The organism is Pedobacter sp. 01N416 (assembly GCF_056399685.1).
Map to the genome: position 1 here is coordinate 17229 of NZ_JBFTRT010000014.1, position 13547 is coordinate 30775.

2 protein-coding genes are annotated in these 13547 nt (G+C 42.0%); both read left to right on the top strand.

Going from position 1 to position 13547, the window contains the following annotated elements:
- Nucleotides 1-237 precede the first annotated feature (237 nt).
- Complete coding sequence (locus AC1DND_RS01705) at nt 238-12894, top strand: Ig-like domain-containing protein (protein ID WP_477578590.1); 12657 nt, start codon at nt 238-240, stop codon at nt 12892-12894.
- Between the two features lie 37 nt (nt 12895-12931).
- Nucleotides 12932-13547: PorP/SprF family type IX secretion system membrane protein (locus tag AC1DND_RS01710; RefSeq protein ID WP_477578592.1), on the top strand; the 616-nt coding region annotated here is incomplete at its 3' end.

Sequence of the window (13547 nt, forward strand, 5' to 3'; positions counted from 1 at the left end):
AATTAACAGATGGGATGACTAGCGCTAATGTCATCATAATTTCACAATTGAAGAAATCTATTCTCTAAGAATGCCCTGTATGAATAAAATGAATGAAATGGGTTGCATAAAAATGAATAGCAATGGATAGGATAGGATGCTATTCTAGATTTAGATTTGTCATAATTATATAATGCACCAAAAAGCATTTACCAAACAAGCATTAGTACATAGTAAGTCTCTAAAATAACGCCTGACATGATGAAAACTCATACTTACTCGTCCCGCATAGGGATAATTAGCAATACCTTAATTGCAATCATCATTCTATTAACGCTCTTCTCCACTAAATCGTATGCGCAAACTAAAATTTTTGCAAATACTGCCACCAAATCGGATCATGTTGATAATGCAACAAATGCAACATTAAACAACAATGATTTTGCTACAGTTAATTCGTACGGTGGAGCGCTACTAGGTATAGGCGCATTCAGTGGAGAACTGGAGCTAAGTTATCCGGCACCAGTTGCTGCAGGAGTTACATCCTATATCAGAATAGATTTTGACGGCGATATCCTGAACAGATTACTCGGCGGTAGTTTAGGTACTTTATTGGCTAATGTAGGTGGGACAGTTATTCTTGGAAACCATTCGTTCCAGGTAGGCGCCAGAAACGGAACTACAGCCGTACCGCCAACGGGTGGTAATAGTGTAGACGGATTTTCTTCAGATAATTTACGCTTAGTAAAAGATGCAAATGGTTATTTTTACATTGCAATAACCCCTACACAGACTTACAATAGGGTGTTTATAAAAGATGTAACCAATGCACTTTTGCTTGGAGCTAGTAACAGTACAAAGGTTTATTATTCATTTTATACTTCAGGTAATGATCCTTGTGCACAGGCATTTACTACAGGGTATGAAGGCACTGGTATTACACTTGATGCCTTGCAATTGGGTAGTTCGGGGGTAACCAATAGCGAAAGGGCTATTGATTCGGATCCAAATAATTTTTCTCAACTTAGTTTAGGTATACTTGGCGTCGGTTCATCCATTAGCCAAAATTTTTATTTTGCAACACCATCAAATCCAGGTGACGATATTAACCTGAGATTTGGTACTACCTCTGCGTTGCTAACAGCAGGAGTTTTACAGAACATTTCGATAACCGCATATAATGGTGGTACCCAGGTATACACCGGATCAGTTCCGACTACGTTAAATTTAGATTTATTAGGTCTATTAAATAGTGGACAGCCGGTATCGATTCCTTTTTCTCCAGGCGCAAATGTAGTATACGACAGGGTGAAGGTAACACTAGGTTCGGTAGTTACTTTAAACCTTACACAAACGCTTAATGTTTATGGTGTGATCCGCTCTGCGGGCAGGCCAACACCAGCAAGCACTGCAATTGCGGCATGTTATAATAGTACAGTGGCTTTAAATGCGACTACGCCAAATACCAACGAATTGCTATGGTATGAGGCTATAGAAGGTGGACTACCAGCAGGCACCGTTGCTTTTAATGGTACTTTTACTACACCTCCATTAACCGCTACTAAAACTTATTATGTTGCTGCCAGAAGATTAGGTTGTACTGCTGAATCGACAAGGATTCCTGTTGTAATTACAGTAAACCCACAAATTATTTTTAACGGATCAACATTAACTAACGCAACACCAGGCTTTGCTTATGCTAAACAATTAGATGCAGCTACTGGCGGTACAGCAGGTTATACTTATGCTTTAGCAGCAGGAAGTACATTGCCAGCTGGTTTAACTTTATCATCAACTGGTGCAATTACCGGAACACCAACCGTAGCCAATGCTTACACTTTTTCAGTTGTTGCAACTGACAGCAAAGGCTGTAAAGCAACTGCAACTTATAATTTAACAGTAACAGCTTCATTGGTACTTACTCCAGGCGCATTGCCTGATGGTTTAACAGGAACGGTTTATCCAACGCAGACTATTCCAGCTGCAACCGGTGGAACAGGGCCATATACCTATACTGCAACCGGTGTACCTCCAGGTTTAACTTTTAATCCAGCAACAAGAGAAATTACCGGAACACCAACTCAACCTGGAATATATACGATACCAGTTACAGTTGTTGATGCGAATGGTAATACCATTACTTCAAATTATACTGTAAAAATTACTGATCCATTGTTGTTACCTACAGCCACCTTAGCTGACGGCACAACTGGTACAGCTTATACTACGCAGATTATTCCAAGTGCAACTGGTGGAACAACACCTTACACGTATTCGGCAACAGGTCTTCCTCCTGGTTTAACTTTTAATCCATCAACTAGAGCCATTACCGGTACACCAACAACACCAGGAACTTATACTGTACCAGTTACGGTAACTGATGCTGATGGAAAAACGGCAACTACAAATTATAGCATTACTGTAAATAGTCCATTGACATTGCCAGCGGCAACCCTACCAGATGGAACAGAGGGTGTGGCTTATGCTACACAAGTTCTGCCGGCTGCAATAGGCGGCGTTGGACCATATACTTATGTAGCCACTGATCTTCCTGCAGGATTAACATTTAATCCAACAACAAGAGAAGTTACCGGTACACCAACTCAGGCAGGTAATTATGCAATAAATGTTACGGTTACCGATAGTCAAGGTAAAACAGCAAGCAACACTTATCCAATTAAAGTAATTGGAACATTAAACTTACCTACAAAAACTTTACCGAACGGAATTGTTGGTACTTCATACTTACCACAAACGTTACCTGCGGTAACTGGTGGTACTTCGCCATATACTTATGTAGCTACAAACCTTCCTCCGGGATTATCGTTCAACCCAACTACAAGAGAAATTACCGGAACGCCAACACAAGGTGGTACCTATAATGTTTCTTTAACCGCTACAGATGCTAACAATAATAAAGCAACTACCAGCTACGCAATAACCGTAACAGTAAATGCGCCGGTTGTCGCTTCTGCGACTGTATGTACCGGAAGTACTGCAACTTTAACCGTTAGCAACCTTCAGCCAGGTGTAACTTATAATTGGTATGCTTCTACTGGAAGTACACCACTGGTAACCGGTAACAACGGCACTTTTGTAACACCTGTTGTAAATTCGGCAACGGTGTTTTATGTTGAGGCCGTTTCTGGAACAGCAATCAGTTCGAGAACATCGGTTTCGGTTTCGGTTAACCCGCCTGCAACTTTGGCTACGGTGACCACCAATAACCAGGTAATCAACTCTGGCCAAACCACAACATTAACCGCAACCGCTGATGCTGGAAATACCATCGCCTGGTTTGACGCACCTTCGGCAGGAACACAGGTTGGAACCGGGACTTCGTTCACTACCCCAGCTTTAACTGCAACCAAAATTTATTACATCGAAACCACAAGTAGCAATGGCTGTAAAAGTGCAAGTCGCGTTCCAGTAACTGTAACCGTAATTAACGGCGGTGGTGCAACAGCTTGTAATGCAGCAAATAGTCAGAATACAGGTATTAATGGTATCTGTTTATTATGTGCTGTAAATGGCGCAGGTAACTCAACAGATGCCGATGCCAACAACTTCACCAGGATTTCTCTTGCTGTAGGTGTTGCAGCAACAGGCTACCAACAATTAATTTTCCCATCAACAGGTGTTGCTACTGATAGCATCCGTTTAGATTTAGCTTTACCAACTGGTTTAGCTGATGTTGGCCTTTTAAACAATGTAACCGTTACCATATTAAATGGTACTACGGTTGTAAGAACAGTACAATTAAACGGTGGATTATTAAACCTTCAACTTTTATCGGGTAACCGCTTTGCTGCAACTGTTTTAGCAGGTGGCGTATACGATAGGGTACAGGTAAGTTTTGGCGCATTAGTTTCGGCTTTAACCAGCTTAGATATTTATGGTGCAACCGTAGTTTACCCTAACCCAACATTTATTGCTGGTGCGCAATCTATCTGTTCAGGTAGCACTGCAACATTAAGTGCAACTGCAAATGGCGGTACTACTTTAGCCTGGTTCGATGCACCAACAGGTGGAAACCAAGTAGGCACGGGTGCAAACTTTACAACTCCGGCCTTAATTGCAACAACTACTTATTATGTTCAGGTAAGCAAAGGAACCTGTTCAAATGCAACAAGAGTTCCGGTGGTTATTACCGTTAACCCAGCAATTGTATTTGCAGGCACAACTTTAACCAATGCAACAATTGCATCTCCTTACAGTAAACAACTTCCGGTTGCTACCGGCGGTACACCTGGTTATACTTATACTTTAGCTGCAGGTAGTACTTTGCCTGCTGGTTTAACTTTATCGCCAAGTGGTGTGGTAAGTGGAACGCCAACAGCAGCAGGTAACCCAACATTCGATGTTGTAGCAACTGATACTAAAGGTTGTAGCACAACTTCAACCTTTACTTTAACCGTAACACCAGCATTGGCTTTGGCTCCGGGAGCATTGCCTAACGGTGTAACAAGTACAACCTATACTACAAACGGAATTCCAGCCGCAACAGGTGGAACCGGACCATATACTTATTCGGCAACAGGTGTTCCTCCGGGATTAACCTTTAATCCGGCAACAAGAGAAATTACAGGTACACCAACTCAAATTGGAACCTTTACCATTCCTGTTACAGTAACAGATGCTAATGGCAATACCATTACTGCTAACTATACAATTAAAGTAACTGATCCATTGGTTTTACCGGCAGCGACTTTAGCTAACGGAACAACAGGAACAGCTTATCCAACACAAACTATTCCATCTGCAACAGGCGGATCAACACCTTATACTTATGCGGCAACTGGTCTTCCTCCGGGATTAACTTTTGATCCGGCTACAAGAGCAATTTCAGGAACACCTACACAATCCGGAACTTTCACAGTACCGGTAACGGTAACCGATGCTGATGGAAAAACAGCAACCAATAACTATACAATCGTAGTGGTTGACCCTTTATTGTTACCAGCAGCAACTTTGCCTGATGGAACTGAGGGAACAGTTTATGCCACACAAACCTTGCCTTCGGCAACTGGTGGTGTTGGTCCATATACGTATGTTGCAACTAATCTTCCGGCCGGATTAACTTTTAATCCAGCAACAAGAGAAGTTTCGGGAACACCTACACAGGCTGGAAATTATTCGATCGGTGTAACTGCTACAGATAGTGAAGGCAGAACCGCAAGCAATACTTATGCACTTAAAGTAATAGGGGTATTATCATTACCAGGTGCAACTTTACCAAACGGCATTGTAGGCACACCTTACCCAACACAAACCTTACCAGCAGTAACAGGTGGAACAGCTCCGTATACTTATTTAGCAACAAACCTTCCTCCGGGATTAAGTTTTAATACTGCAACAAGAGAAATTACAGGAACACCTACTTTAGGAGGAACCTTTACGATTTCTTTAACCGCAACAGATGCAAACGGAAACAAAGCAACAACAGCTTATAGCTTAACCGTAACGGTTAATGCGCCAGTGGTTGCTGCAGCAACTGTTTGTTCTGGAAGCCCAGCTACATTAAGCGTAAGCAATTTGCAGGCTGGCGTAACCTATAACTGGTATGCCTCTACCGGAAGTACACCATTGGTTACTAATAATACAGGTGTTTTTGTAACACCAGCAGTAACCGCTCCAACAGTTTTTTATGTAGAGGCGGTATCTGGAACTGCAGTAAGTTCGAGAACTGCGGTTAATGTTTCAGTTAACCCACCAGCAACTGCTGCAACCGTAACTACGAATAACCAGGTAATTAATGCTGGCCAGTCTACTACATTGTTAGCAACGGCTGATGCAGGCAATACCATTCAATGGTACGATGCTGCAACAGGTGGAACACAGGTAGGAACAGGTACTTCATTTGTTACTCCGGTATTATCGGCAACTACAACTTATTATGTAGAAACTACAAATGCCAGTGGTTGTAAAAGTGCAACCCGCGTTCCGGTAACTGTTACCGTATTAAATAACGGTGGTGGTACTGCATGTAACGCTGCCAACTCACAAAACTCTGGTATAAACGGAATTTGTTTATTGTGTGGTATAACTGGCGCAGGAAATTCTACTGATGCAGATCCTTCTAACTTTACCAGAATATCTCTTGCAGTAGGTGTAGGTGGCTCAGGTTACCAACAATTAATTTTCCCTAACGTTGGAACAGCTACAGATAGTCTTCGTTTAGACTTAGCATTACCAACCGGTTTAGCTGATGTTGGTTTATTAAACAATGTAACTGTTACCGTATTAAATGGTACTACAGTTGTAAAAACAGTACAATTAAACGGCGGACTATTAAATCTCCAGTTGTTATCAGGTAACCGCTTCGCTGCAACTATATTAGCAGGTGGTGCTTACGATAGGGTACAGGTTAGCTTCGGCGCATTAGTTACAGCTTTAACCAGTTTAGATGTTTATGGTGCAACGGTAATTTATCCTAACCCAACGGTAACAGCGGGTGCACAAACCATTTGTGCCGGAAGTACAGCAACATTAACTGCAACTGCAAACGGTGGTACAACATTGGCCTGGTACGATGCAGCAACTGGTGGTACACAATTGGCCACTGGCGAAACATTTACTACACCAGTTTTAACTGCTACCACTACTTATTATATTCAGGTAAGCAAAGGTGGTTGTCCGAACACAGCAAGAGTTCCGGTAACTGTAACGGTTACACCTGCATTACCAACACCAGTATTGGCAACAATAGCTAATGTGTGTGAAGGATCATCAGCAACTTTATCGGTTGCCAATCCGGATGCTGCTGTAACTTATAAATGGTACGATGCCGCGGCAGGTGGAAACTTAGTATTCACTGGCGCGGTATTCCCAACACCGGCATTAACAGCGGCAACTACTTATTATGTAGAAGCATCTCAAGGAAACTGTACAAGCACTAACCGAGCTGCAGCAGCAGTATCAGTAAATCCTCGTCCGGCTTTACCAGTCGTAACTGCAAGTTCATCAACAGTTAGCGCAGGTCAGACTGCAATTTTAACAGCTAGTTCGGCAGATGCAACCAATACTTTCAACTGGTACACTTCAAACACTTCAACCACACCAGTTTATGTAGGCGCAACTTATGTTACACCACCGCTATTAGCCACTACAACTTATTACGTGGAATCGGTTTCTACAAATGGTTGTACATCAGCAAGCCGCGTTCAGGTTACCATTACAGTTGATGGTAATGGATCTCCAAATCCAGTTCCTTGCGAGGCGGCAACAACACAAGTTAACGGTGTTAACGGCGTAGCTTTATTATCCGGTGTATTTAACCCGGCATTGGCTATTGATAACGATACTCAAACCGCATCTTCATTGGTAATGCCAGTAGGAGCGCTTGGTGCTTCAGTTTATCAAAGAGTTGGTTTTGGATCATTATCTAAAGTGGGTGATACGGTACGCGTTTTAGTATCATCTCCAGGAAAACTATTATCACTTTCGTTATTAGGAAACGCTTCCGTTACTACTTATGTTGGAACCAATAGCAATGGTGATTCTAGATTGTTAAATGATAACTTAATCAATGTTCAGTTGTTAAGCGGTAATACCCAGGCCTTAATCACTTTTGTCCCAACGAATGTTTTCGACGGAGTAGAGGTTAGATTAAACTCAGGTTTATTAGGTGCTTTAACATCAATCAATTTAAATTACGCACAACGCGTTTTGGTTGCGCCTACCGTAACATCAGCGAATGTTACTGCTTGTGTTGGCCAAACTRCACAGCTTGAAGTAAGCAACCCATCAGCAAGTTTAACCTACAGATGGTACGATGCTACAGGTACATACTTAACCGGTAAAGACGGTATCATATTTACTACCCCAGTTTTAACAGGCGATACTAAATTCTACGTTGCAGCAGTTTCTGCAACTGGTTGTGTAAGCTATAAAACAGTAGTTAATGTAACTACAAACCCTGCACCGGTAACACCAGATCTACTTTCAGCATCTGTAAATACCTGTCCGAATACATCAGTTACTTTCCAGGTTAAAAACCCAATTGCAGGCACAACCTATAACTGGTACGATGCTGCAACAGGTGGAAACTTAGTATTTACAGGCGATAACTTTACAACACCTTTAATTACTGCAAATACGAGTTATTTTGTAGCAGCAGTTAATGGCTGTGGTGCTTCATCAACCAGAACAGAGGGCAAAATTATATTAGGAACCATTGATGTTCCGGTAATTACGCCACCATCAATTACCATCAGCGAAGGTTCGGTTGCCGTATTAAAAGCAACTTCGAGTACAGCAGGTGCAACTATTAACTGGTACACTACTGCAAATGGTGTAGTTCCAGTATTTACTGGCGAAACTTATGTAACACCGCAATTAAGTGCAACCACTACATATTATGTAGAAGCTACTATTCCTGGCGGCTGTACTGCAACAAGCAGGGCAACTGTAACCGTTACTGTAATTCCTAACGGTACACCTGTAACCACACCTTGTGGAGCAGCTACAACAACAGTTGCAAGTGGTGTAACAGGAGTGGCATTATTGGCTGGAGTTTTCAACCCTACTTTTGCGGTTGATAATGATATCAATACAGGATCTAGTTTGGTTATCCCAGTGGGATTACTTGGCGCATCTGTTTATCACCATGTTGGCTTTACAGGATTATCAAACGTAGGCGATACGTTAAGAGTGAAAATTACCACTCCGGGTGCATTACTTTCGGTAGGGGTGTTAAACAACTTAACGGTAACCACTTTCCAAGGTACAACCAGCAATAACGATGCGGTTTCTATATCTAACCCATTAATCAGCTTAAAACTATTAACCGGCGGAACATCAGCCATATTAACTTTCGTACCAACCAGTAAATTTGATGGAACAGAGTTAAGATTAAGTTCAGGCCTTTTAGGGGCATTAACATCTGTTAATTTAGATTATGCTCAAAGGGTAATCACTACGCCAACAGTTACCACAGCTACAGCAAGCGCTTGTCAAGGATCATCTGCAACCTTAGGTGTTCAGAACCCTCAAGCAGGTGTAGTGTACAAGTGGTACTTAGGCACAGCTTATCAGGCAGGAAAAGATGGAGCAACTTTCACAACAGATCCAACTTTAACTGCTGGAACTTACATTTATTTGGTAACAGCTACGGCTAACGGTTGTGAGACTGTAGGAACCAAAGTAACTGTAACTATTTTACCTCCGGCAGTAACACCGATCCCATCAACTACCAACCCGGCTACAACCTGTATTGGCTCACCTGCTACCTTAAGTGTACAGGCTGTTGCAGGTATTACTTATAACTGGTACGATGCTGCTACAGGCGGAAACATGCTTGTAACCAACAACAGTAGCTTTACCACGCCTGCATCGCTTGCAGTAGGATTACATGATTACTACGTGGAAGCCGTAAGTGGAGCAGGTTGTTCAAACTCAACACGTACTAAGGTGTCTATCACTGTTAATCCATCAGCAGTTGCTGCCGATTTAACAGTAACCGGAACAACATCATTATGTGCTTCTGGTACAGCGGTGCTTACTGCAGCCAGTACAACAGTAACCAGTCCGGTATTTACTTGGTACACTGATGCTGCTTTAACACAGGTTGCTTTTGTAGGTGCAGTATTTAATACACCAGCCATTACCGTAACTACCAAATACTATGTTACCGTTAGCGGAACAAATAAATGTGCAAACACAGCAGGTAATGCAAAAGAGGTTACGGTAACGGTAAATCCTGTTGCTACGGCTGCAGATATTAACTTAGCTGGAACAAGTACCATTTGCGGAAGCTCTTCAGTTACTTTAAATGCAACAAGTACAACCGTAACCAATCCGGTATTTACCTGGTACAGTGATGCGGCTTTAACTACTGTAGCGTTTACAGGAGCTAACTTTATTACTCCTGCACTTAATGCAACCACTACATATTATGTAACGGTTAAAGGCGATAATAAATGTGAGAATACATCAGCTACTGCAAAATCGATTACCATTACGGTTAATCCTGCGGCTACTGATTCAGACATTGCCATTAACGGAATTGCATCAATCTGTAAAGGATCTACAGCGGCACTGTCTGCTTCAACAACAACAGTAATTAACCCAGTATTTACCTGGTACAGCAATGCAGCTTTAACTACAGTGGCCCATGTAGGTGCCAGCTTTACTACACCTGCGCTTAATGCAACCACCACTTACTATGTAACTGTTAAAGGCGATAATAAATGTGAGAATTTGGCTGCAAATGCTAAGGTTGTTACCGTAACAGTTAAAGAGTTTGCAACTTCTGCAGATATTGCGGTAAGCAATGCTCAAATCTGTTCAGGTTCTACTGTAATGTTAATGGCTTCGAGTACTACGGTTACCCAACCGGTATTTACCTGGTATAGTGATGCATCATTAACAAGTGTTGTATTTACAGGTCCAACTTTCACAGTAACTGGTTTAACTGCCACTACTACTTATTATGTAACTGTTAAAGGTGCCAATAAATGTGAAAACAGTGCTGCAGATGCCAAAGCGGTAACAATAACCGTTAATCCTTTGGCAACTGCTACCGATATTATTCTTAGCGGAAGCACAGTGGCTTGCGCAGGATCATCGGCCGTATTAACTGCAACATCTCCAACAGTAACCAATCCAGTATTTACCTGGTATAGTGATGCGGCATTAACCAATGTAAGTTTCATTGGCGCAACATATACTACGCCGGCTTTAACCAGCACCACTACTTATTATGTAACTGTAAAAGGGGATAATAAATGTGAGAATGCACCTGGTACTGCCAGAGTAATTACCATAACTGTTAGTCCGGTTTCTACCGCTGCCGATATAACCGCTACTGATGCAACAATCTGCTCAGGTTCTGGTACAACCTTGGTAGCAAGTACAACAACCGTTACCAACCCAACATTTACCTGGTACAACGATGCTGCGTTAACTTCAGTAGCTTATGTAGGTACATCATTCGTTACCCCTGTATTAACGGCAACAACTAAATACTATGTTACGGTTAAGGGTGATAACAAATGTGAGAACTCAGGTATCACTGCAAAAGTGGTAACTGTAAATGTTAATCAGGGGGCAACAGCTGCTGATATCACATTATCAACCCCAGCTAGAATATGTGGATCTGGAACAGCAGTAATCAATGCAAGTTCAGCAACGGTTACCAGTCCGGTATTTACCTGGTACAATGATGCTTCATTAACAAGTGTTGCCTTTACCGGCCCAATATTTACCACTCCGGTATTAACTACTACTAAAACTTATTATGTAACTGTTAAGGGTGCCAATAGATGTGAAAATACAGCAGCAAATGCGAAAACAGTAACTGTTACGGTTAGTCCAAACGCATTGGCAACAGATATCACAGTAAATGGATCAACTTCAGTTTGTGCAAGTACAGCCGCAACGTTAGCCGCAACAAGCACAACAGTAACCAACCCAATATTTACCTGGTATAGTGATGCGACTTTAAATACCGTAGCATTTACTGGTCCAGTGTTTACTACACCAGTATTAACTGCAAGTACAACTTATTATGTAACGGTTAAAGGCGATAATAAATGCGAAAATACTGCAGCAACAGCAAGGGCAGTAGCCATTACCGTAAATGCATTACCAAACAACCCAGTAGTATCTGTTCCAAATGGAGGCATATGTGCAGGTGATGGAGCCACCCTATCAGTAACGAATGCACAGGCAGGTGTTACTTACGAATGGTACACTGCAGCGGTTGGTGGTAATTTGTTATTCACTGGCACAACATTCAATGTAACAGCCTTAGCTGCAACAACAGATTACTATATTTTAGCAATCGGAACAGGAGGTTGTAACAACAATGGTGGCCGTGTTAAAGTAACGGTTACTGTTAATGCAAAACCAACAGTGCCAACAGTAGCTTCAACATCGGTTAATGTTTGTACCGGAAGCCCAGCTGTATTAACGGTAACAAGTCCTCAAACAGGTGTAACATACAATTGGTACACTACAGCTGTAGGTGGAACATTGGCTGGAACAGGAGCAAACTTTACCACTCCTGCGGTTAATGCAAACATCACATACTATGTTGAAGGTGCAAATGGAACTTGTATCTCATCATCTAGAACTCCGGTAAATGTAATTGCGCTACCAGTACCAGTTGCACCAGCATCGGTAACAGCAGCAAATGGAACACTTTGCGCAGGAAGCTCAACCATATTAACGGTTAATAATGCTTTAGCAGGATTAGTTTACAGATGGTATGCTGCAAGCTCTGGCGGCCCTGTACTGGCAGAAGGTATAACCTTTACTACACCAAACTTAACTGCTACCACAATCTACTACGTAGAGGCAATAGCTGTGGGTGGTTGTGCTAGTCCAACAAGAACAGGCGTTACGGTTAATGTACTGCCGGTATTAGAAAAACCAGTAGTAGTGGTGCAAAGCACAACACCAAACAGTGTAACCTTTGCATGGGCTGCGGTTGCTGGCGCTACTGCTTACGAAGTTTCTCAAGATAATGGCTTAACATGGGTAAACCCAACAGGCGGATCAACCGGAACTACTTACTTAGTAGCAGGCTTGAAACCAGATCAAAGTGTAACCATTATTGTACGCGCCAGAGGCCAGATTGAGTGCCAAACCAGTGCTAATTCTACTCCGGTAACTGGTAAAGCAGCTAATCCATTTGGAGATCAGGTTTACATACCAAATGCATTTACACCAAATAACGACGGTAAGAACGATACCTTCTTAATCTATGGTAATACTATATCAAGTGCCAAAATGAGTATTTTCACACAATGGGGTCAATTGATATTCCAATCAGATAATGTAGCAAATGGATGGGATGGAACTTTCAAAGGAGTAAATCAACCGATCGGAGTTTATGTGTACATGGTTGACATTACGTTCACCAATGGAACAACATCATTAAGAAAAGGTACAGTAACGCTGATTAGATAAGAAGAGGATTAATAATAAACAGATAAAATCAAAGACCATGAAAATACTATCGGCTTTAAAAATATATGTTGCAGTGCTAGGATTACTGCTGTGTACAGCTAAGTCCTTTGCACAAACTGATCCGCATTTTTCACAATATTATGCAAACCCGTTATATCTTAACCCGGCCTTAACCGGGGTAATAGACGGCGATTACCGTGCAACTGTAAACTTTAAACAACAATGGAGTGCATTAAACAGTTCTTTCTTAACAGGCGGTGCATCGTTCGATATGGCGCCAAAAAAGAACTTTGCATTTGGTGCAACCATTTTAAACCAAAGGGCAGGTGAGTTAGATTTTAACTACCTGTCTGCCCTGGTATCAGGTTCGTACCGTTTAAGGTTTGGTGCCGAGGGTTTACAGATGGTGAGCTTTGGATTACAAGCTGGTGTAATTAACCGCAGTTTCGATTTCTCTCAGGCCAGGTTTGGTAACCAGTTTAATCCAATTTCAGGTTATGATGGTGGTATGATGAGCGGCGAAACACTTTCATCTCAATCTTCTTTGGTTCCTGATGTAAATGCAGGTATCATGTATTTTGATGGTAACCCCAACAAAAGTGTGAACGTTTTCTTAGGAGCAAGTGCGGCACACTTAACCCGTCCTATGGATC